This is a genomic window from Romboutsia sp. CE17 (assembly GCF_012317385.1).
GTDB lineage: Bacteria > Bacillota > Clostridia > Peptostreptococcales > Peptostreptococcaceae > Romboutsia_E.
In genome coordinates this window covers 1,883,097-1,906,417 of sequence record NZ_CP051144.1, presented here as the reverse complement: position 1 = coordinate 1,906,417, position 23,321 = coordinate 1,883,097, and the positions used below count along the sequence as shown (strand labels likewise).

Below are 23,321 nucleotides of genomic sequence, written 5' to 3'. Positions count from 1 at the left end.
GCACTTGCAAATGTCGAATAAACTATTATAGAAACATCTACGCTGAAATACTTGCGATTATACAGGTTACAATAAAAACAAGTCTTACATTAAATTATGAGGGGGATTTTTAATATGGCGGTGTATAGACACATTCATATAGATTATTGGCAGGATGGCTTTGTGTTAGATTTAACTCCTGAGGAGAAGTATTTTTATATTTATTTAATGACTAATAGTAAAACTAGTCAGTGTGGAATTTATGAATTACCTAAGAGGATTATTGAAACAGAAACTGGCTATAACAGGGAGACTGTAGAGAAGCTTCTTTTGAGATTTGAGGAGTATGGAAAAATTGTTTATTGTGATAAGAGTAAGGAGATTTTTATTAAAAATTGGATTAAGCATAATAAGGTGATAAGCCCTAAGGTTAAAAAATGTGTGGAGAAGGAGCTTTTATATATTAAAAGTAGAGAGCTCATAGATTTGTTTTTAAAAGAGTGTAATAAGTATGGGTACCGTATAGATTTACAAGGTTCAAATAATATTACCGCTATAGATACCTATGTTACTGATGAAGATACCACTATGGATAGTGTATGTATACCCATAGCTAAAGTTGATATCAATTCTGAGTATAGGTATAGGGAAAAAGAAAAAGAAAAACAAAAAGAAAAAGAAAAACAAAAAGAAAAATCTTCTTTCGGAAGTGATTATAATTTAGATAATTTTGAGATGATGAGATATTTATATGAAAGTAAAATAGGAAGTATAGATTTAGATGCAGATAAGAGCTTATTTGATATTTACGAGAAAGTAGATATACATTTATTTGAAAGGGCAATAGATATTTCTATAGAAAGAAATAAACCAAGCATTGCTTATATAAAAGGGATAATTAGAAAATGGAATGAGAATGGGATAACAACGTTAGAGTCTTTGAGATTATTTGAAGCTGAGAAAAGCTTAAGGGGGAATATAGATAATGAACAAAGAGGAGCTTATAGAAAGTCTAAATGTACCAAAGGATATGAAGATGAGAATGATGAGGTTATATACACAGAGCCAAGTAAAGAGCAGCTTGATGAAGTTAGAAGAATCATGCAAATCTCAGATGGAAAAGAGTAAGTATAGATGCAATAAGTGTAGGGATATGACTTTTATTATAGATGGAAATGAAGCTATTGAATGTGAATGCAGACAGGTGAGAATTGCGGAAGATATTTTAAGAAAAAGTGGTATAAGTGAGGAGTTTAGGAATAAGAGGTTTAATAATTTTATGTATAGTATTGATAGTCAGATTACAAATGCTTATAAGGAAGGGTATTTGTATGCTAGAAATTTTAAGGAGATTGAGAGAGATAGGTGTAATTCTATTATGTTTATGGGACAAGTTGGGTCTGGTAAGACCCATCTTTCTTTAGCTATTGCTAATGAGCTTATGGATCAGGCTGTTGGTGTTATTTATATGAGCTATAGGGAAGTGATTACTGCTCTTAAGCAAAATATTATGGATGAGGTTTATTATCATAGGGTAATGGGAAGGTATAAGGAATCTAGGGTGCTTTTGATTGATGATTTGTTTAAGGGGAGGGTTACTGAGAGTGATTTGAATATTATGTTTGAGCTTTTGAACTTTAGGTATTTTAATAGGTTGCCTGTTATTGTTAGTTGTGAGATGGATGTTGAGGGTCTTTTGAGGATTGATGAGGGGATTGGGAGTAGACTTGTTGAGATGTGTAGGTGTGTTGAGATTAGGGGGAAGAGGTTGAATTATAGAATTAATTCATTTATTGATTATTAAATAGTAGGTATTTATACAATAATTAATATTAAGCTTTAATAGGTTTTTAAGAAATATAAAAGGATGATATGTAAAAATATGTAATTTATGTTAATATTATATATAATATTAACATAAATTACATATTGAGGAGAATTGTAGAATGAGTACAACGTTATATTACGGGAAAATAAATTTAAATTCCGATCATATTTTTAAAGTATATGAAAAACCTGAGTTATTAAAGGAAACTTTATTAAAGTTAAAAAATAGTATAAAAAATGGAGTAGTATATAAATATACACAGATATATAAAGGAGAAGAAGTAAAAATAAATCACTATGTATTTAGTGATGTAGATAAGTTAGATGATGGAATATATGGAAAGGTTGTTAAAAAGGCTCCCATATTTGCAAATCAAACAGATGAAAACGGTAAGCTAAAAAAAATAGCGGTTGATAATGAAGAAATAATATCTTTTTATTTTGATGTAGAGAGGGAAATTGTTGCTTTTTATACAACAAATAGGTTTGGTTATAGTGAGTTTTGCAAAGCATTTGCTTCTTTAATAACGAAAAGTATAAATGAAGAGTATACTCAAGAAGTTTTTGGATTTGAAGTATCTTTAATAAATAATAATTTAAACATGAAAGAGATAGAAAGCAGTTTAAAAGAATTAGGAGCATTAGAAGAGATCACGATAGATATTATTCCTCCTAATCCAGATGAAGAACTCTTGAATGAACTAGAAAAAAATATGGATAAGATAAGATTAAAAGATTATAAAACTGGAAATGTAACAGGTAGAAGGAGTTCTCTTAAATCTACATCCTCTACAGGTTTAGTAGTTGATTCTGAAATTGTTAAACAAGAATTAGCTTCTGTGTATAATATTTGTCCTGAAATTACTGCTGAAGATGCTATAAAAAAAGGATATGCTACAATAGAAGCAAAGAATACAGATGGAAGAACTTTTTCCACTAACGACAAAAAACCGATTAAAGATATTATATCCGATGAAGTAGTAAATGATAAAGAGGAGTATTGCAAGACTTGTAAATATAAAATAGGGACATTACCCCTATAGATGGAAGCGGTGATTTAAATGTTGGCTAGATTTATTAAATATAAGAAATTTAACGAATTTTTTGATATTAAGTCATTAGAATCAATAGCTGCAATATTTATGGTAATAATTTTTACATTTATATCAGAATGTATTAATTTATATGAGAAATTTGAAAGTTTTAGACCAGCACTTCAAAATATAGTGATATATATTGCAGCAGCGTTAATAGGAATGATTGGTATAATACTTGCAGGTATTTCAATAGTAATAAGTTCTATAAGCAGAGAAAATAGAAAAGCGATTGAATCATTAAATGGAAAAGATACTGTTGAAAGACTATTAGTTAGTTTTGAGTTTTTAGCTTTTATTGTTGGAATGCAGATACTGATTTATTTTTGTATGTATTTGATATTATATTCAGATATAAACATTTTACCTAAAATACCATTCTATTTTATAATATCAGGATTAGTTTTTACATTTACATTTACATTATTTTATACAGTTCAATTGGTGGGGAATTCCACTAGAATTTATATAATTTCGCAAAAATATAGTGATGTAATAGACGAAAATAATGAAATTTTACATTCAGCAAATGAAGTTAGAATAGATTTTATTTTTAAGGTTTTGGTGGAAGTTTTAAAGATTAATCCAGATGAACTTATAAAGTCATTAAAAAAATATACATCAGAGTGTGAAATAGATGAGAAAGAAGTGATAGAAAAATATTTTGATGAATATTATAAATAATAAGTATGAAGTAAATGAGCTATATAGCCCGTTTACTTCATACTTATTATATTTTTAGATAATTCATTAATACTATCAGATAGAGCCTGAAGCTTACCTTCAATTCTAACAAGTAAATACATACTAAGGGCTATAGGAAAACCAACAGAAGCTATCAGAGTTTGAATTTCTGAATTCATCATAAACACAACCTTTCCATATAAATATATATAAAAGACTATGCTAAAAAGGGGGAGTTAAAGCATAGTCTTTATAAGTTTATTAACTTTATTACCCTATAACTAAGTCATAAGGAGTCGTTTCTTTAACAACTATTTTTGCATCTACTGCTGATACTAGGTCTAATCCATTTGGATCAAAGATATTCTTAGATATAACTAATTCCATAGCAGATTTTATTTCAGCTTCAGTTATATTATCTCTAGGGTCTTGTACAGTTAATGATACTTTTGAATCGCCTTCATCTAAAAAAGTCATTACTAGACTTTTAGTAGTTTCCATTTAAAATTCCTCCTTTCTTAAATTTAAAATAATAGACTATTAGCTAAGTGTTGTGTTGTCTACTTTTATTATGTCTATTACATCATGTTTTTGAAGCCCCATCAAAGCTACTCCAACATCATATACATCCTGAAGTGCTGCATCATATTTTAAATTAGCAAAAGATTTACTTCTTGTTTTTGCTTTTCCATCTACTAAACCTAAGTCTAATACAATTTTCAAACTTGATGGATTTTGAAATTCTACAACAGCCATAAGATATACCTCCTTATAAAATTTGTTTTAAAAGTAATCTTTTAATTACTTTCTTGATGTCATTATAGGAGGTTTATTTTTTAATCTATATTAAACTACTTTATAAAAAAGTTTATTTTAAGAAGTTTATATTTTATTTTGTAGTTATATATGAGTCTTTGAATCCTTTAGATATAGCTTTATCTTTTAGTTTGATGGCGTTGTTTTTATCATTGAAAGCTCCTATACAAACTCTATAAAAAATCCCATCATTAGTTATGGATTTGTTTACAAATGATAATAGGGTAGATGATATTGTATCTGCTACATCTTTTATATATTTAGATGATTTTAGATTATTTTCAACGCTACTATTTGATATAAAGTCTATTTCTATTAATAGAGCAGGCATTTTAGTTTTTCTAAGTACTGAAAATTCTTTTGATATTTTTACTCCACGATTAGGTGTGTTTATTTTATTTGAGATATTAGTGGATAGATTATTAGCTAGGTTGTATAGTTTACTGTTTTTATCATATACCCATACTTCACATCCCTTTGCAGTTTTGTTAGTTGATGAGTTCATATGAAGGCTTACAAAGTAGTCACAGTTATTCTTATTTGCTTTTGTACTTCGATAGTCTAGTGAGTAGTATTTGTCATCTTCTCTTGTGGTTATTACTTTTTCAAAAGCTTGTTCTAGAGTATTTTTTACGAGTAGTCCTATTTTTAGAACTGTTTCACTTTCTTTGGTTTTGTTATGACCTAGTGCTCCAGGGTCTTTTCCTCCATGTCCAAAGTCTAAGTACCATTTCATTATGTTACCTCCTATATAAATTTTAATTTAATAGTATAGATTTTTTTAAAAGAAGTATTTTAAATAATTTTAGTAAATAATTATTAATGTTAATATATAAGTAAAGATACAATTTAGAAGGGGGAATGAAATATGGAAAATACTAAGATTAACTACTGGACATTTTTTGCGAATCCAAAGCAGTGGTATATAGATGATTTTTTAAATAGCGATAAGTGTAATGATGAAGTTTACTACAAAATAAGGCCATGTGACAGAAAAAATATAGATATTGGAGATAAGGGATTAATTAGAGTTGGTATTGATCATAGAACTAAAAAGTCATTAAGAGGTAAGGAAAAATTAAAACCAGGAATATATGCAATTATTGAGGTTGTGTCAAAACCTGAATATATTAAAGATAGTGATTTAGAATTTTATGATGGAGATTATGAAAATTCTGGGGATAAGGAGATGTGGAGAATTAAGTTTAAGATAATAAAGAATTTAATTGATTCACCCATTATATTTAATGAAATTGAGAATGAAGTATTAAGTAGGGATAAATATTTAGTGAAGGGATTTCAAGCTTCAACTATGCCATTGATTAAAGAATCGTTTTATGAGGCTATAAATATAATAAACTCAACAAAAAATAGATTTTCATATGAAGAAGTAATAAATGATGATGACTATGATTTTGGTTGTTCTAAAAGTAGTATAGAAGGGTTAAATGAAATTTATAAAAATGTAGATATTAAGAAAAAAGAAAGACTAGTTAAGATAGTTGAGCGAGGAAGCATAGCGAACAAATTTAAAGCATATATGGGATATAAGTGTCAGATTTGTGATGCATTAAATGAGAATCCTCATACTTTTAAGAAAAAGGATGGTAAGTATTATGTAGAGGTACATCATATTATTCCAGTAAGTTATGAAGAAGAAAGTAAGTTATCAGTAGACAATTTAATTTGCTTATGTCCTAATCATCATAGGCAAATGCATTATGGTAATGTGGAAATTTTATCAAATAATGATTTATATACTGAGTATAAAATAGATGGAAATATGATAAAGATAGAGAAGGTTAAGTTTGAGATAGATTAATATAAGAAATAAATAATATATGTTATAAAGTATAGGTATATAATTGGTTATATAGTTGTTTATTGTTAGGGAGGGATTTTTTATGTTGGAGTGTTTGACTAGAGATGATCTGCCTGAGAGTGTTTTGGATGTTGTTGATACTATTGGTATTGATGCTTTTAAGGATTTAGTAAGATTGGCTGGTGGTAGTAATTTGTATATTCCAAATGAGAATAGTATTACTAAGGAGTATAGGAATAAGAAAATTAGAGAGGAGTTTAAGGGTGATTATAAAATAATGTCTAGAAAGTATGGTATTAGTGAGGTCCAGGTTAGAAATATTGTGAATTTTAAGTAAGATAAGTTAAAATAATATTTATTGATTATAAAACTTACTACCGATTATAATATAGATATGAATTTGTAGATATGGAGGTGGAGTATGGATATATATAAACTATCAGAAAATAAAGAGCTTGAATGCAAAGAAGCAAGTGGTGGGCTGCCTAAAGATATGTGGGAAACATATTCTGCTTTTGCCAATAGCAATGGTGGAGTTATTTTACTTGGAATAAAGGAAAATAAAGGTGAATTTTACATAACAGGTTTAAATAATATAGATGAAATACAAAAAGATTTATGGGATAACTTAAATAATAGTAAAAAAGTAAGTGCTAATATTATTAGCGATATTAATGTTACAGTAGAAAGCTATGATGGCAAAGATATACTTAAAATAATAGTACCGAGAGCGGATAGAAGACAAAAGCCTATTTATATAGGTGAGAATCCATATAGTGATAGTAAACATGGTGGAACGTTTAGGAGAAATCATTCAGGTGATTATAAATGTAGCAAGTCAGAAATTGATAGAATGATAGCTGATGCTAGTGATTTTTCACAAGACAATGTAATACTTGAAGGATTTACAATAGAAGATTTAAATATAGATAGTATTAATAATTATAAAAATAGGTTAGCAGCGTTAAAACCATCTCATCCATGGATAGGATTAGATTTAAAGAATTTTTTATACAAATTAGGAGCATATGGAAAAAATAGAAGAACGGGAGAAGAAGGTATAACTGCTGCTGGATTATTAATGTTTGGAGAAGAAAGAGAGATTATTGATGAGTTTCCAAAGTATTTTTTAGACTATAGAGAAAAAACTACAGAAAATAGATGGGATTATAGAATTACATCATCTGATGGAACTTGGAGTGGGAATATATATGATTTTTACTTTAAGATAATAAATAGAATAACTGATAATCTAAATTTACCATTTGAACTGATTAATGGAATAAGACAGGATAATACAGGTGTACATGATGCTATTAGAGAAGCTGTAGCTAATGCGATTATACATGCTGATTATAGGTTAGAAAGAGGTATAGTAATAGAGAGGGGAAAGACATATTTTAAATTCTCGAACCAAGGTTCTCTTAGAATATCGATAGAAGAAGCTATGAGTGGAGGAATAAGTGACCCTAGGAATGAGAATATATTTAAAATGTTTAACTTAATAGGTGTTGGAGAAAGAGCTGGTTCTGGGATTGAAGCAATAAGAAAAGCTTGGAAAGAGCAAGAATGGACAATCCCAGACTTAGAAGAAAGTTTTGGTCCTGATAGAGTAGAGTTGACTTTAAGAACAATATCCTTACTACCAAATGAGAGTATAAGTTTTATAAAAAATACATTAAATGAAGAATATAAAAATTTGGATAAAGATGAAATTATGGCTTTGGTTACAGCTCATCAAGAAGGATATGTTACTAATAATAGGTTACAGCAATTAATAGATAATCATTCTTTATATAGTAATAAGGTTTTAGCACAGTTAGTTAATAAAGGTTATTTACAGTCTCAGGGAGTAGGAAAAGGAACAAAGTATTTGTTAGGAGATATGTTTAATGATGTTGAGTTAACTAATATCACTGATAGTCAAAATGTTGAGCAAAGTATAAATATAGAGTCAGGTTTAAGTTTGGATGAGATGAAGATTATTAATTTTATTAAAGGTAATGGGTTTATAACAAATTCATTAAGCAGGGATAATTTGGGATTTGGAAAGACTAAGTCAAGCAAGTTGTTTAATAAGCTTGTGGAAGATGGTAAGATTGAAAGAATTGGTTCAGGGTCAAAAATAAGATATACAATAAAAAAGTAGTAGTATGCGAACGGTTGTGAACGGTCGCGAACGGTCGTGAACGATCGTGAACGATATGAATATATTGAGTTTATTATAAACTATGACAGGATATAGAAAAATATATTCTGTCATAGTTTTATTAATTTGAAAAATATTTAGACGGATCATGTACTCTGAATGGTTGCTTCGCACAGGTTTATTATGAATCAAAAGTTATTTGTGTGAATGTTAACCTTCGGTTGTCAGCCCCGATATGGTCAAAACCTTCACTACATAAAAACTAAGATATACAAAATGTAGCTTTATTTTTGTGCTAACTATTTATTCCGTTGCAGTTTGGACCATATTTTACCCACCGCGCTCTCTGCTCCCCCACCTCCTATCCCTGTAATTTTCTTTTAAGTTTAATTATATGTTTAATATTTTTAGTCAGTAGTATAGGTGGATAGTTGAAGTATGAGCAAAAAATGCTCATACATCAACTATCTTTATTTATATTTTGGGGTCAAAAGCTTTTGGGTCAAGTCTAACCTCACAGATTGCAGCAAAGAGCGCTGCAAACTGTGATGCCAGACTAAAGCCTTAGAACATTCATAGGTTTTAATATTATGGATTATAATTATTTTATTTTTAGATTTTATGTATTTATTTTTTAGAGTATATAATTATATTTATTTGTGGCTTATAGTGGTATTGGTGTTATATATAGTTTTGATACTTTGGGAGTTTGGCTGTCGCCACCGCGCTTTTCGTTCCAATCTTTTGAGTAAAAACCGCTCAAAAGGATTTCTACTGCAATCGCTAACTCAAAACCATCTCCTGACACAGGGTTTCTTGATTATTTTAAGGTTATTATTTTTTTAGTTAGATAGATAGTTAAAGGATGACCTTTCGGCCGTGCCCCTCTGACTAATCCTCAACGCACGAACACGCTCGTTACATAACATACTTCGCATACATCATTTGCAATCAAGTATGCTGCGTATCTTATTTACTCGCTGTGTTCGTAGTTTTTGAGGATAGCCATTCACTGCCCCGTCGCCCAATGCCCTGTACGTTAGTTTTTATGATGGAGCAGACCAAATCTAGGAGATTTACCTCCACGTTTTGTACAACTTACTATATTGGTCCTTGGAGGTTTTATTGCATCTATTAATTTATTTGGTGTAGTTACTTGGTGTCGGTATAGTAGGTTGTTGGTTGGTATCCCGCATTGGATAAAACCGTTGCTCCGCTATCCAATGCTAGTGATTCGATGGCTTTTAAAGAAGAATTTATTATAGTAATATGGAAATATATATTTATAACTTTTAAAATGGAATTGTTTGTAAATACCTTAAATTTTTAATAAATTTATATATTAAATTATAACTTTATTTATTTTTTAAATAGTTTATTCATTAATTATATGTATTTTATAGCTAAGTCTCGTATCAATGTATTTAAGTATTTGATTGTTTAAGTTTTTTAGCCTGAGCCTTTTCTTTTTTCTCGAGCTTCTTTTTATAGTCTTCAAATTTTAAGCTTCCAAAACTTCTAACCATTGCTTGTTCGGTTATAATCCAAGTTCTACCCATCTTTTTTACATCTTCCCCAATAACAAATTTATTACGAGCTACCTGTTTTCTTAAACATGAATCATCTATTCCATAGATTTTTGCAACTTCAAGAAATGTATATAACCCTTCAAAGCTACCTATTGCCATAAGATCACCTCCATTTTTAATATTCCCGTATACGGCTTTTTTTAGTCATTGGAACTAATTTATCTGTTTAATAAATTTATTCAAGATACTTTTTAATTTAAATTAAATCAGAAGGCAAAATGATAATTTGTTAACATACTTAAATGTAGTATTTTCAACGGTTTGGCGTATATTTTTCACTTGTAAAGGACATAATATAAATATAGAAATAAAGTTAAAAATTACATCTAAGGAGTGAAAAAAATGCAAATATATATAGCTGATTTAGAGAGCTACAACAGTGGATATTTAAAGGGAGAATGGATTGAGCTTCCTACAGAAAATGAAAAAATAAAAGAAGCTATTTTAAGACAAAGTAAAAATGGTCAAAGTGATTTTGCAATTTGAGCAACGTGTTGGCGAAACATTTCACGACTACGAACTTCCATTTAAAATTGGAGAATGTATAGACCCAATAAAAGTCAATGAATTATGGGAGTCAATAGAAGATTTAAATTTAAATAGATATTTGATAGAGCATATTGAATATTCTTATGGAATTGATTTTAAAAATACAGATACACATATACTTAAAAATTATTTAGATAATGTTTATACAATAGAAGCCAGTAATAATAATGAGTTTGCACAGAATTATATGTATGAATTTTACAATGAACTACTGGAGAGTATGCCTTGGGAGATATCTTATAGCATAGATTATGACACAGTTTTTAACAAATTACAAATGACAATGAGTATAACGAAGAATCCTGAAAATGAAATATATTATTATTCAAATAACTAGGAGGTAATACAATGATTAAATCTAAGAATAAAATTCGCGATGCTCATATCGCCAACGACCTTGAAAAGCAGGTCCGTTGCTCAAAAATTTACATAGGAAGTAGAAAAAGAGGATATTTAAATGATGAAATGATATCGGTTATATATGAATATTTAGCAAATCAAGATGAGTATGAATTTACGAAGGCAAAGCCTAGAAAAATTGGAGATGAGTATTTACTAGAAATTGAATTGAATGATTATACAAAACAGTTATTACATAATTTAAAAAGTATTGAACATATAAAGTTTTATAAGAGGACTCATTCGTGGGATGATATTTATAAAATGGTAGATAAAACAATTAAAGCTCCTAATTAAAGGGGGCTTTTTTAATGCTATAATAGAGATAAGTTCGCAATTGTTATATATTGCGAACTTATCTCTAGATTCAACTAGATAAATAAGTTAATTATAAAAGATTAAATATATTTATGTATATAGCTAAATCTAAAAGGTTTGGACATTTGTTCAAACTTTTTTTGAATTTATGCAACTTTATATAAGCTTAATGAATCTAATATATGTAGTCATGATTACAAAGGAGGATAAAATGATTGAAAAAATAGCAATTAAAAACATACGATTTTTCAATGAGAAGAAAGAGAAATACACTGAATATAAAATCGTAGAAAAGGCAATAGGAGGTTGTGATAAATCGTTTGAAGAAGCAATAAATACCTACAAAGAATATCTGTATAAGACTGCATTTTTATATACTAAAAATGAACATGATGCTTTAGATATTTATCAAGAAACAGTATATAAAGCATATATAAATATTTCAAAACTTAGAAATCCAAACTTTTTTAAAACTTGGATAACAAAAATACTTATAAATAATGTAAATATAAAAAATAGACATTATAGTAAATTTCAAGATGCTCAGGTAGAAGATTACATAGAAGATATATCTTATTCAGACCTAGAAGAAAGTATCGATTTGTATGATGCTATAGATTCTTTAGATGAAAAATATAAAACACCAATAATACTTCAATACTTTCAAGATTTAACAATATTACAAATTGCAGAAGTTATGGAATGTAATGAAAATACAATAAAGTCTTATATAAGACGAGGCAAGAAAAAATTATACGATATATTAAAGGAGATAAAATAATGAATAAATTTAATGATATTAAAATTCCAGACAATATAAATGAAATAACTAAAATAGCAATAAATAAGGGCAAAAAACATAAGAAAAGCAATAAGTATAGAAAAACAATGATTGCATCAGTGGCATCATTAGGAGTTATCCTAACATTAGGAATTAATAATCCATCCTTAGCGTATAACATACCAGTTTTAGGCGATATATTTGATAAGATTAATTATGCACTAAAGAATAAGGAATCTTTTAAAGATAACATTAGTGATATAAATGCATCTTCTGAATACAATGGACTTACAATAACAATTGATAAAGCTATATATGATGGTAATAATGTATATATAGATTATATTATAAAAACAGAAGAACCTTTTAAAGAAACAATTTACGCAAATACGTTACATGAATATGAGATTGATAAAGATTGTGGTGAGATGGTTTATTACTTTAATCAATATTATCCAGAGTTTAAAATAAATGGAGTTAAACCTAATGGATATGGGGCGGACACACCACGAGTTAAGTATGTAGATGAATATACATTAAAAGGAAGTGCTATGTATAACTTTGATGTTATAAACCAAGTTAAGTCTGACACGATAGATTTTGAAATGGAATTTGGATTATATAGTAATGACGTTGATGAAAATGGCAATTCTAAAATGTTAGATGGAAAATGGGCATTTAATTTTCCTATAAGTTCTAACAAAGATGATACTAAAGTTATAAACGTAAATCAGACTAAAAATGACTTTACCCTAAATCAAATTTTATTAACTCCAATGTCACTTTCTATAGATATTACAGCACCAAATCAATATTACAAAGAATTAGATGTTATGGAATCAATAGAAGTTAGAGATAATAATGGTCATGTACTATGGGCTACAACTGGAAACTTTGAAAATTACGAGGATATTGAAAATAAGGAAGTATTGGATATTAGATATAAACAAAGATATGATTTAGTTGAGATAGGTGATAATCTTGAGTATGTAAATATAATAATTTATGGAAAATGGAATGAAGAAACAAAGTCTGCTCCAATACTATCAGATTTTAAAATAGAGTTTAATAAGTAAATTAATTTCACTTACAACACTATTTGATGCTATAACTAAATTAGTAAAATAGATAAATTCTAATTTATAGGATAGATTCAGTGAACAATTTTAATATATTATGAACCTAAAGAGGTAGGAGCTCATGTTCCTACTTTTTTATTAAGCAAATACTTAAAATGTTACCTTCGATTACTTTTAACATTGTATCAAATGATAAATATGCCCTTAAAAGCTATAGATGTACTAGCATTGGATAGCGGAGCAATGGTTTTATCCAATGCGGGATACCAACCAATAAACTATCATACCGACACCTAGTAACAAATTCAAATAAAAATATATTATAAAAATAAATTTTTAAAAACAAAAGTACTTACTTATAAGGACACGTGGAGGTCAAATATGTAGATTTGGACGAATGTACTAAGAAAAGCTAATGCACAGGGCATTGGGCTTAGGGCAGTGAATGGCTATCCTCAAAAGCTACGAACACAGCGAGTAAATAAGATACGTAGCATACTCGATTGTAAATGGTGTATGCGAAGTATGTTATGCAATGAGCATGTTCGTGTGTTGAGGATTAGTCAGAGGGGCACGGCCGATAGGTCATCATTTAGCTACTAATCTAACTACAAAGTATAACCTTAGAGTAATTATGAGATTATGTATTAGGAGATGGTTTTGAGTTAGCGATTGTAGTGGAAATCCTTTTGAGTGGTTTGTGCTCAAAAGATTGGAGCGTAAAGCGCGGTGGCGATAGCCAAACTCTATAACCAATGGACTTAAATATAGATGTATTAGTGGAGATAATGATAGTAATGTATAAGTAATATAGTGTGTTAGAAAAAGTGATAAGGGATAAAAGAAGATAGATGAATTGAAAATATGTAAGTGTTGAAGATTGAGTTGTGGTTGTAGAAGTTTTTTAGTCTGGCATCACAGTTTGCAGCGGTTTTTGCTGCAATCTGTGAGGTCAGACTTGACCCCATAGTTTTTGACCATAAAATATAAATAAAGATAGTTGAGGAAGGAGTGGTTTTTGCTCCTTCTTCAACTATCTACATTTATGTTTATAGCTTTTGATTAACTAGTAAGTTTAAACTTTTTCAGATATTTTGTAGTTAAATATTAATTAGTTACTAGATATTAGCTTATTAGGTTAAAAAGAAGTTCCTTTTTTTTAATACAAATAAATAGTATAATTTAATTAATAAAATATTACAAAAGAGTTAATTATTAAGGCAATAGGAGGAGATCGTGAGTAAAAATTATAATGATTTAACATTTTTTACAAATGAAGAAAACAATACACTTTATGATAGATTTAATAAAATTTTAAACAATAATGTACAGTTTTTTGATGTATTAGTAGGATATTTTAGAAGTAGTGGATTTTATAAAATGTATGAATCTATGGACAAAGTAGAAAAAACTAGAATATTAGTAGGACTTAATTTAGATAAAAAATCTGTAGAACTAATACAAACTGCACAAAATGAAATGCAAATGGAGTTTACATCTAACAAAGAAGCTAAAGAACAATACTCTAAGGAAGTTAGTGACGAAATAGAATCATCAGAAGATAGTAAGGATGTAGAAATAGGTATAAAAAAATTCATAGAGTTTGTTAAAACTGGAAAGTTAGAAATAAGAGTATACCCACATCATCCAATACATGCAAAAGTATATATAATGAGAAAGGACCAAGAAAAATCAGAGGATTTTGGAAAGGTCATAACAGGATCAAGTAACTTCTCTCAATCAGGTCTAATAAATCAATTAGAATTCAATGTAGAGTTAAAAGATTCTAGAGATGTTAGATTTGCATTAGATAAATTTGAAGAGCTATGGAAAGAATCTGTAGATGTCACAACTGAATATATAGAACAAGCAGAAAGTAGTTGGATAAGAGAAGATATAACTCCATATGAATTGTTTTTAAAATGTTTATATGAGTACTTCAAAGAAGAAATAAATGAAGATAAGGTAGATGCTAAAACACTAGGATTACCACCAGGATTTATGAAACTACAATACCAATTACATGCAGTAACAAGAGCAGAAAAAATATTAGCAACATATAATGGTGTATTTATATCGGATGTAGTTGGTCTTGGAAAAACATATATATGTGCGATGTTAGCAAAAAGATTAAGAGGTAGAAAACTTATTATATGTCCACCAGTACTTAAAGAGAATTGGGATAATGTATTAATACATTTTGATGTAGCAGCAAAAGTTGAATCATTAGGAAAGTTAGACTCTATATTAAAAATGGATTTAGATTTATACGAATATATATTTATAGATGAAGCACATAGGTTTAGAAATGAAGATAATGATACATATGCTAAGTTACATGAAATATGTAACGGTAAAAAAGTAGTATTAATATCAGCTACACCACAAAATAACTATATTAGTGATATAGCTAATCAAATATACTTATTCCAGAATAGAAAAAACTCTAATATAATACCTAATCAAAAGGATTTAGAAGGATTTTTTAAAAAATTAGAAAAGAAGCTTAAGAAATATGATAAAGGTACACCAGAGTATGCAGAAGTCTCTAAAGAAGTATCTACAGAGATAAGGGAAAAAGTACTAAATCATATAATGATAAGAAGAACTAGAAATGAAATAATGAAGTATTACCAAAAGGATTTAGAAGCTCAGGGATTAACATTCCCTAACTTAAATACACCAGAAAAAATAGTATATGAATTTGATAATCAAGTTGAGGTGGCATTTAATAAAACTTTAGATATAATAAAAATACTTTCTTACGCTAGATATAAATCATTAACTTATTTAAAGCAAGTTCCATCTAAGTATAAGTCTTTATTAGTAGGACAACAAAACATGGGTGGATTTATGAAGGGAATATTACTAAAAAGATTAGAGAGTAGTTTCTATGCATTTAATAAAACTCTAGATAGATTTATTGAATCATATGAAAACTTTATAGAAATGTACGAATCTGGAACTATATATATAAGTAAAAAATATAATATTTATGATTTAATGAACAATGGAGAAGAAGAAAAACTAGATATTATAGTAGATAGAGCAGATGCATTTAAATTTAAATCAGAAGAGTTTAGCGAATTATTTATAGAAGACTTAAGATTTGATTTATCAAATTTAAAAATGATAAGACGTATGTGGGAACCTGTATATAGTGATCCGAAGTTAGACAAGTTTATGTCTGACTTAAAAAATAATAAGCTACTTAAAAAAGCAAAGATACTTATATTTACAGAGTCAAAAGAAACTGCAGAGTATCTAAAAGAAAACATAGACAAGCATTTTAAGAATCAAACTATATTATTTACAGGTGGATCAAAAAATAGGGATAGAGAGATTATACAAAATAACTTCAATCCAGATGTACCAAAGAAAGAACAAAAGAATGATTTTAGAATATTAGTAACTACAGATGTATTAGCAGAAGGTATAAGTTTACATAGAGCTAACATAATTGTAAACTATGATTTACCATGGAATCCAACTAGAATAATGCAAAGAGTAGGAAGAATAAATCGTGTTGGTACAGAGTTTGATGATATATATGTATTTAACTTTTTCCCAAGTGCACAAGTTTCAGAGCATATGTCATTAGAAGATAATATAACATCAAAGATACAAGCATTCCATGATACTCTAGGAGAAGACTTTAAATATCTTAGTGAAAATGAAGAAGTTGATACTTATGGTATATTTGGAAAAAATTTATATGAAAAGTTAAACAGTAAAGAGAGTTTAGAAGAAGAAGATTTTGAAGAAGATAGTACACTTAAGTATCTACAAATAATAAGAGACTTAAGAGACTCGGATGAAGAATTATTTGTGAAGATAAAAAATTATCCTAAAAAAATAAGAAGTGCTAAGTATTTAGATAATGATGGAACACTTACATTCTTTAGAAAAGGGTATATGAAGCGATTCTTAATATGTGATAATAGTATATCTAGAGAAATTACATTTTTAGATGCTATGAAGCTTATGGAATCTGATAAAGAAGATAAACATCATAATATTAGTAGTAGGTACTATGATAATTTAGAATTAAATAAACAGGAGTTAATAAGAGTTTTACAAGAAGAAAGTATAGATATATCACCAACTAGAAAAGAAGGTAAGAGTCATGATAAGACTATAATGAAGACTCTTAAGGCATTGAATTCATATCCTAAGTTTATAGAACATGAAATTGTAAAGATTCATAAGTTAATGGATTTATTTGAAGATGGATCTATACCTATTAAGATAGGAAAAGAAATTGTAACTACAATCAAGGGAATTACAGATCCTATAGAAATATTAAATACAATATGGGATTTAGTACCTGATTCATATATTAAAAATTTAAAAATAGAAGAAAATAAGGCAGAGTATAATGCAGAGGTTGTATTATCTCTAGATTTATTGTAAAGGGGATAAGTAATGGATAACAAAGATAATATGTTAAAAGAAGTACTTACAAAAACATTTAATGAAGTTAAGTTTAATCAGTTTATAATAAATTTATTAAATTTAGATATGAAAGAGAGGATAAGTGGAAGACCTATAGTAGAAAAAAGTAGCGTATATGAAAATCATATAGAATACGTTAAAGATATAGGAAAATATACTGATGAGAATAGAAAAAACATAGTAGCATCTATAGTAAAGCTAAGGTGTAAACCAGATCAAGCTAGAACGCTACAAAGAAACTTTATAGCTAAACATTTAAAAGATATAAATGCAGATGCAGCTATAGTAGCTTTATACTCGGATGATAGTGATATATGGAGAATATCATTTGTTAAGTTAGATTATACATTTGATATAAATGGACTAACAGAAAATATAACTCCAGCAAAAAGATATTCATATTTAATTGAGCCTAAGCTTAAAAATCATACAGTTCAAGAACAGTTAAAGAAATTATTATTTAATGACTCTAAAAAGCCATCTGTAGAAGAAATAGAAAATGTATTTAGTGTAGAAGTTGTTACAGATGAGTTCTTTAAAATGTATAGAGATAAGTATTTAGACCTTAAAGAGTTTTTAGAATCAAATAGTGAGTTTATAGAAGAAGCTAAGAGATTAATGGTAGAAGTTAATGAGTTTTCTGAAGAGTTTGCTAAAAAACTTATGGGACAAGTTGCATTTTTATATTTCCTTCAGAAAAAAGGATGGTTAGGAGTTTCCATTGTTCCATTTTTCCCTATTGATAGGAATGAATTAAGAGAAATTTATAAAAAGCAAAATGAGGATATTAGAAATACTATAGCAAAAGTTTTTAATGCATATAAAGAAGACGAGTCTAAAATGGAATTAGATAGAAAAATATTAAATACACTTATAGATGAAGAAGCTGATGGTTTGGCAAGTGCATTTACTAATACTAAGTATGATCAAGAATGGGGAAATGGAAAGAAAACATTTATAAGAGATATATATACAAGCTATAAAACTTATAGTGATGAAGGTAACTTTTTTAACTCTTATTTAGAACCATTATTTTATGAAGCTTTAAATAGCAAAAGAGGAAATCATGAATATTATAAGAGATTTAACTGTAAAATACCATTCTTAAATGGGGGGTTATTTGAACCTATATATAAATATGAATGGAAAAAAATCAATATAGAAATACCAGATGAATTTTTCTCTAATGATAATAATGATGGATTACTAGATTTATTTGATATGTATAACTTTACAATGAATGAAGACGAGCCCTTAGAAAAGGAAGTAGCAGTAGATCCTGAGATGTTAGGGAAAATATTTGAAAATCTTTTAGATGTAAAAGAAAGAAAATCAAAAGGAGCATTCTATACACCTAGGGAAATAGTTCACTATATGTGTCAAGAGTGTTTGATTAACTATTTAAATAATGAAACTAAAATAGATACTACATCGTTAGAGCTTCTTATAAAATATGGGGAGGTTTTAAAGGATGCTGATTTAAATATAAAAGATAAAGATAAGTATAAGATGCCTAAATTTATAATAGATAATTTAGATATAATAGATAAAGCATTAGAATGTGTAACTGTAGCAGATCCAGCCGTTGGTTCAGGAGCATTTCCATTAGGGATGTTAAATGAAATTGTTAAGGCTAGAAATGTTATAACTGACTATATGACTAAAGATTTAACTGAATGGCAAAAAGAAGATTTTATAAGTGATAATAAAAGAAGTCTATACGATTTAAAGAAAAATGCTATGAAAAAGTCTATATTTGCAGTTGATATAGAGCCTAGTGCAATAGATATAACAAAATTAAGACTATGGTTATCTTTAGTTGTTGATGCTGATGTAAGAACTGTAAATACTTTACCGAATCTAGATTATAATATAATGGTTGGAAACTCATTAGTAGATGAATTTAAGGGAATTAAATTATTTGATGAAGAGTTATTAAAAGAAAAATCTAAGAGAAATAAGAAAAAAATAACTAACCAAATATCTATGAATATAGAAGGAGTAAGTGTAAATATAGGTATAGAGCAAGAATATCAATTACTTGAAGATATACAGAATTTACAGAGTAAATTATTTGATACAAAAGAAACAAGTGAGAAAGTAAAGATAAAAAGGGATATAGAAGATAAGGAATGGGAACTTATAGAGTATAAATTAAATAGAGAAAAAGGACTTAGATTTAAAGAAATTGAGGAATTAAAAAAGCAAAAAAAATCAAATAGGAGACCATATTTTTTATGGAAATTAGAGTTCTCTAGGGTATTTAAAGAAAAAGGAGGATTTGATATAGTTATAGGTAATCCTCCTTATGTATCTGCAGTCAATGACTCAAAATCAAATACAGATAATAGAGAATATATAAGAAAAACATATAAGTTAGTTAAAGGAGCATTTGATTTATATGCAGCATTTTTGGAAAAATGTTTTGAGTTAACAAACAAAAATAATATGTATTCATGGATAATTCCTAACAAGTTACTAGTATCTAAATATGCAGAAGATCTAGTTGAATATATGAGTAAAAATGGATTATATAAAATTATAAATGTATCTGAATTTGGAGTATTCAAAAATGTAGGTGTATATCCGATAATGGTTTTTGGAAATATTAATGATGGTAGTTTTAATGAATATAATGTTAATTCATTTGAACAGCTTGAGTCTAATAAGTTTGATTTGAAGAAAACACTAAAAGAGTATAAAACATTTAAAGATTGTGGAATAAAATTCGCATCAGGGGCAACAGGATTCCAAGCAAAAATTATAAAAGACTACTTGAGTGAAGAATACAAAAGCAATAGTATTCCATTTATTGTGAGTGGTGCAGTAGATCCATATAATGTTGACTATACTAATATAAGATATATGAAGTCAATTTATGAAAGAGCATATGTTACACAAGGTGAAGGAATTGCTGACAGTAAATGGTCATTTTGGAACAATGAGAAAATAGTCATAGCAGGAATGACAAAAAGAATTGAGGCTGTATATATAAGAGAATCAACTGGTCTAGGAGTTGGAATTTATGCTATACATGGATATGGTATATATAAACCTGAGGTTTTATTAGGTCTATTAAATAGTAAATTTTTATCATATTACTTAAATGTAAAGTTCAAAGATAAGCATTTAGCAGGAGGTTATCTAGCTATAAATAAATCTACATTGGAGCAGCTACCTATAGTTGATATATCCAATGAAGATCAGGAATATATATTAAATATAGTTAAAGAAATAGAGTTGAGTTATTCCAATAAAAAGGAGTGTACACATTTAATTGATCAGTTAGATGAAATTATATACAAACTATATGATGTAAGTAAAGAAGATATAAAAGAATGTGAAGAGTTTTTTAGACGTTTAAAAAAATAGATTTCGATAAAAAATGTAGGTTTAAAAGAAGTGTATACTTTATATTAATACACTTCTTTTTTTAGGGGGAGATCATGAATAATGAGCTTTAAAACTATAATGAATAAATATTCAGACTACAATACAACAAATGAATTAAATGAACTTTGCATAAAGTTAATAAAAAAATCAACTAAATATAGAGGTAGCGATTGTGAAAATAAATTTATAATCAACACTTTAATGAAAGATAAAAGATATAGTTCATACTTTAGACATATTACAAATGAAATAGAAGATTATATTGAATATGGTTCATATAAATTTGACGATGAAGAAGAAATAGAATTTTATATATATGATCTTTGTTCAAGAGACATAGCAAATATTATAAATATATTTAAACAAAAACAACTACCTCCAATTGAACTTGATTCTGTAATGGATGAAGTAGGGGGGATATTTGAAAAAGTAATAGGTGAAAAACAAGGATATATAAGAGATGAAAATGGAAAGTTTCATAAGTTTGGAGACAACAATGAGAAGTACACAGAATTATTAGGATTTAAATATCCATGGTTTAAAGAAAGTGTATGTGATAATGATGAGAGACGAGAAGAGTTTATAAATTATTTAGATGAATTAACACATCAATACAGTATATATGAATATAATGAGTTAGATTTAATTGATTCATGGTAATTAATTAAATCTTATTAATGACGGAATTATTATAAACTATACACAGTACTTTAGGTAAAATATTTATATGATATAATATTATTTATAATAATCGCTAAATCAAAAAGGAGATTTGAGATGCATAATATATACTGTGATGAAAGCTGTCATTTGCCAAATGATAATAGTGATGTTATGGTATTAGGAGCTATAACATGTTCAAAAGAAAATAAACAAAGTATATTTGAAAATATAAGAAATATAAAACAAAAGTATAATGTAAGCACATGGAATGAAATAAAATGGACTAAGGTTTCTAACTCAAAAATAGATATGTATAAAGAGCTTATAGATTATTTTTTCCAAAATGATGATTTAAGTTTTAGAGGATTAATAGCTAAAAACAAAAGTGATTTGGATCATAATAGGTATAACGATGGAGATTATAATAAGTGGTACTATAAAATGTATTTCACATTATTAAATCCACTTATAGATTATGATAGTTATTATAATATATTTATAGATATAAAGGACACTAAGGGTGGTCCAAGGGTTAGACAGCTTAGAACAGTTTTATGTAATAATATATATGATTCTAAAGAAGAGGTAATAAAAGGAATATATCAAATTAATTCAAGAGAGTCAGAGATACTTCAATTAACAGATCTTTTGATTGGATGTATATCATATGTACATAGAGGGTTATATGAACAAAATTCAACAAAAGGAAAAGATGTTTTAGTAAACTATCTAATAGAAAAAGGAAATATAAATTTATATCAAAAGACGAGTAAATATGAGCCAAAGTTTAATTTGTTTATATGGAATCCAAGGGGTGGTACTAGTGAGTAAAAGTAAACTTAGTCCATCTGTATTTTATGAGGGAGATACAATTGAAGAAATTATAGATTCTGGATATGAAGCTTTTAAAAATGGATTTATGAATAAGGATAATAGACCGAGGTATAAAGGTAAGTTTATATTTTTTAATATGAACAATATTGTAAGGGTATTAAATAAAGAAGCTGTAGGTGAAGACGATAGATTTACTAGTGTGCAATTAAGTAAGTGTGAGAGATTTTATCATATTATATCTATAGATAAGAAAGAATATTCTCAGGTTTTTCCATGTTATAATACTCCCGAATATGAAACTTGTGAGGTAGAATGTGAAACTGTAAAGGCTAGAGGTGAGTTTGCATATTTAAGTAGAGTAGAGTGTTTATATAGGTTATATAGAATACATAGAATAAGTGAAGTTATTGAACTTGCTAATATAGATGATGAACATATTGAGCAATGGGTTGAGGAAGAGTTAGATAAAAGAAGAAATAAAGTTAAGAAAGTATACATTAGATACACGTATGGCAATGATGATTATTTAGTTATTTTAAAAGAGAAAAAGCAAAGAGATGGGAATGTTTTTTATGAGTTTATAACTGCGTTTCCTGTTTTCTTAAAGAGAAATAAACAACAGTATAGAGATGCTTATAGAGAATATAAGAAAAGAATCAAAAAATAAAAAAGGCTGGTTATCACATTGCGAAATCCAGCTTTCTCCTTCTACAACTTGGTAGATGAGCTACTTAAATAATACTGTATAATATTGATTTTGTCAATATAGTATACAGCACCATATCTACGTAGATATTTATAATATATGACTTATTAAAGAAAAATATACTTAATTTATAAAGTAATTTGAGAAAATAGCAGGATGTAGGTTAGATTTAATGTAGAGGGTT

General features: G+C 27.8%; 22 protein-coding genes. 17 read left to right on the top strand and 5 right to left on the bottom strand.

The genetic code is table 11. The features are described from left to right. Positions 1 to 114 precede the first annotated feature (114 nt). The 4 genes from HF520_RS09080 (at position 115) to HF520_RS09065 (ending at position 3,584) form a co-directional block, all read left to right on the top strand. Entirely contained in the window at positions 115 to 1,107 is a 993-nt protein-coding gene (locus tag HF520_RS09080; protein ID WP_168573718.1) for a DnaD domain protein, read from the top strand. Next, positions 1,064 to 1,783, top strand: a complete 720-nt coding sequence (locus tag HF520_RS09075; RefSeq protein ID WP_243155135.1) for an ATP-binding protein — start codon at positions 1,064 to 1,066, stop codon at positions 1,781 to 1,783. Before HF520_RS09080 ends, HF520_RS09075 begins: the two co-directional genes overlap by 44 nt. A 142-nt stretch (positions 1,784 to 1,925) precedes the next feature. Beyond that, entirely contained in the window at positions 1,926 to 2,849 is a 924-nt protein-coding gene (locus HF520_RS09070; protein WP_168573717.1) for a hypothetical protein, read from the top strand. Between the two features lie 18 nt (positions 2,850 to 2,867). After that, positions 2,868 to 3,584, top strand: a complete 717-nt coding sequence (locus HF520_RS09065) for a hypothetical protein (RefSeq protein WP_168573716.1) — start codon at positions 2,868 to 2,870, stop codon at positions 3,582 to 3,584. A gap of 32 nt (positions 3,585 to 3,616) precedes the next feature. Here HF520_RS09065 and HF520_RS09060 read toward each other — a convergent pair whose 3' ends face one another. The 4 genes from HF520_RS09060 to HF520_RS09045 all read right to left on the bottom strand — a co-directional run bounded on the left by HF520_RS09060 (position 3,617) and on the right by HF520_RS09045 (position 5,136). Further along, on the bottom strand, positions 3,617 to 3,763 hold the full coding sequence (locus HF520_RS09060) for a YvrJ family protein (RefSeq protein ID WP_147540072.1): 147 nt from the start codon (positions 3,761 to 3,763) through the stop codon (positions 3,617 to 3,619). A gap of 91 nt (positions 3,764 to 3,854) precedes the next feature. Then, positions 3,855 to 4,085 carry a DUF2922 domain-containing protein gene (locus HF520_RS09055; protein ID WP_168573715.1) on the bottom strand — a complete coding sequence of 77 codons (231 nt, stop codon included), beginning with the start codon at positions 4,083 to 4,085 and terminating at the stop codon, positions 3,855 to 3,857. A gap of 39 nt (positions 4,086 to 4,124) precedes the next feature. Next, positions 4,125 to 4,340: a DUF1659 domain-containing protein gene (locus HF520_RS09050; protein ID WP_168573714.1), complete on the bottom strand. Its 216-nt coding sequence runs from the start codon at positions 4,338 to 4,340 to the stop codon at positions 4,125 to 4,127. 133 nt (positions 4,341 to 4,473) lie between these two features. Next, complete coding sequence (locus HF520_RS09045; protein ID WP_168573713.1) at positions 4,474 to 5,136, bottom strand: N-acetylmuramoyl-L-alanine amidase; 663 nt, start codon at positions 5,134 to 5,136, stop codon at positions 4,474 to 4,476. Between the two features lie 132 nt (positions 5,137 to 5,268). Here HF520_RS09045 and HF520_RS09040 point away from each other — a divergent pair, with 132 nt between their 5' ends. The 3 genes from HF520_RS09040 (at position 5,269) to HF520_RS09030 (ending at position 8,371) form a co-directional block, all read left to right on the top strand. Beyond that, positions 5,269 to 6,222 carry an EVE domain-containing protein gene (locus HF520_RS09040; protein ID WP_168573712.1) on the top strand — a complete coding sequence of 318 codons (954 nt, stop codon included), beginning with the start codon at positions 5,269 to 5,271 and terminating at the stop codon, positions 6,220 to 6,222. 82 nt (positions 6,223 to 6,304) lie between these two features. Continuing rightward, the gene (locus HF520_RS09035; RefSeq protein ID WP_168573711.1) at positions 6,305 to 6,559 is read left to right on the top strand and encodes a Mor transcription activator family protein; all 255 of its coding nucleotides are present in this window, start codon (positions 6,305 to 6,307) and stop codon (positions 6,557 to 6,559) included. An 84-nt stretch (positions 6,560 to 6,643) separates the two neighbouring features. Beyond that, the gene (locus tag HF520_RS09030) at positions 6,644 to 8,371 is read left to right on the top strand and encodes an RNA-binding domain-containing protein (protein WP_168573710.1); all 1,728 of its coding nucleotides are present in this window, start codon (positions 6,644 to 6,646) and stop codon (positions 8,369 to 8,371) included. A 1,424-nt stretch (positions 8,372 to 9,795) separates the two neighbouring features. On the opposite strand, the gene HF520_RS09025 is transcribed toward HF520_RS09030, so the two are convergent. After that, the gene (locus HF520_RS09025) at positions 9,796 to 10,059 is read right to left on the bottom strand and encodes a helix-turn-helix domain-containing protein (protein ID WP_168573709.1); all 264 of its coding nucleotides are present in this window, start codon (positions 10,057 to 10,059) and stop codon (positions 9,796 to 9,798) included. Between the two features lie 243 nt (positions 10,060 to 10,302). Here HF520_RS09025 and HF520_RS09020 point away from each other — a divergent pair, with 243 nt between their 5' ends. The 10 genes from HF520_RS09020 (at position 10,303) to HF520_RS08975 (ending at position 23,098) form a co-directional block, all read left to right on the top strand. After that, a complete protein-coding gene (locus HF520_RS09020; RefSeq protein ID WP_168573708.1) occupies positions 10,303 to 10,446 on the top strand; it encodes an antirestriction protein ArdA in 144 nt (47 codons plus the stop codon). Further along, complete coding sequence (locus HF520_RS09015) at positions 10,430 to 10,846, top strand: hypothetical protein (protein WP_168573707.1); 417 nt, start codon at positions 10,430 to 10,432, stop codon at positions 10,844 to 10,846. Before HF520_RS09020 ends, HF520_RS09015 begins: the two co-directional genes overlap by 17 nt. Before the next feature lie 11 nt (positions 10,847 to 10,857). Then, entirely contained in the window at positions 10,858 to 11,205 is a 348-nt protein-coding gene (locus tag HF520_RS09010; protein ID WP_168573706.1) for a hypothetical protein, read from the top strand. 232 nt (positions 11,206 to 11,437) lie between these two features. Further along, positions 11,438 to 12,007 carry a sigma-70 family RNA polymerase sigma factor gene (locus HF520_RS09005; RefSeq protein ID WP_168573705.1) on the top strand — a complete coding sequence of 190 codons (570 nt, stop codon included), beginning with the start codon at positions 11,438 to 11,440 and terminating at the stop codon, positions 12,005 to 12,007. Beyond that, the gene (locus tag HF520_RS09000; RefSeq protein WP_168573704.1) at positions 12,007 to 13,083 is read left to right on the top strand and encodes a DUF4179 domain-containing protein; all 1,077 of its coding nucleotides are present in this window, start codon (positions 12,007 to 12,009) and stop codon (positions 13,081 to 13,083) included. The genes HF520_RS09005 and HF520_RS09000 overlap by 1 nt, the downstream gene beginning before the upstream one ends. Before the next feature lie 1,239 nt (positions 13,084 to 14,322). Beyond that, a complete protein-coding gene (locus HF520_RS08995) occupies positions 14,323 to 17,499 on the top strand; it encodes a helicase-related protein (RefSeq protein ID WP_168573703.1) in 3,177 nt (1,058 codons plus the stop codon). A gap of 12 nt (positions 17,500 to 17,511) precedes the next feature. Beyond that, the gene (locus tag HF520_RS08990; RefSeq protein ID WP_168573702.1) at positions 17,512 to 20,913 is read left to right on the top strand and encodes an Eco57I restriction-modification methylase domain-containing protein; all 3,402 of its coding nucleotides are present in this window, start codon (positions 17,512 to 17,514) and stop codon (positions 20,911 to 20,913) included. Positions 20,914 to 20,994: 81 nt separating this feature from the next. Next, a complete protein-coding gene (locus HF520_RS08985; protein ID WP_168573701.1) occupies positions 20,995 to 21,594 on the top strand; it encodes a hypothetical protein in 600 nt (199 codons plus the stop codon). A gap of 117 nt (positions 21,595 to 21,711) precedes the next feature. Continuing rightward, positions 21,712 to 22,428, top strand: coding sequence for a DUF3800 domain-containing protein (locus HF520_RS08980; protein ID WP_168573700.1), 717 nt, complete (start codon positions 21,712 to 21,714; stop codon positions 22,426 to 22,428). Beyond that, the gene (locus tag HF520_RS08975) at positions 22,421 to 23,098 is read left to right on the top strand and encodes a hypothetical protein (RefSeq protein ID WP_168573699.1); all 678 of its coding nucleotides are present in this window, start codon (positions 22,421 to 22,423) and stop codon (positions 23,096 to 23,098) included. Before HF520_RS08980 ends, HF520_RS08975 begins: the two co-directional genes overlap by 8 nt. Positions 23,099 to 23,321: the final 223 nt, after the last annotated feature.